Annotated in this window: 1 pseudogene; it reads left to right on the top strand. The window is 46.0% G+C overall.

Annotation, left to right across the window (positions count from 1 at the left end):
* A pseudogene (locus O0550_RS24245) lies at positions 1 to 261 on the top strand (efflux RND transporter periplasmic adaptor subunit); the annotation flags it as partial.

The following is a 261-nucleotide window of genomic DNA, read 5'->3' as shown; positions in this document are numbered from 1 at the left end:
CTCGTATAGATGTTACCGATCTATCAAGCGAAATGGCATCCATTGATGCGCAAATCGCTTCGCAGCATGCTGAACTAAATCGTGTTAAATCAGGCAAAGAACCTGAAACGATTGCCCAACAGGAAGAGCGTGTTCGTCAAGAGAAAGAAAAGGTTGACTCTGCCGAGAAGGAATACAACCGTACCAAACAATTGGTAGAGGCTGGTGCTTCTCCTGCCACTGATTTGGACAAGGCTAAGGACTCATTATCCCAAGCGCAAT

Source organism: Brevibacillus halotolerans, from assembly GCF_026891775.1.
Classification (GTDB): domain Bacteria; phylum Bacillota; class Bacilli; order Brevibacillales; family Brevibacillaceae; genus Brevibacillus_B; species Brevibacillus_B halotolerans.
The sequence above is the reverse complement of the archived record's forward strand: the minus strand, read 5'-3'. Positions and strand labels throughout refer to the sequence as shown.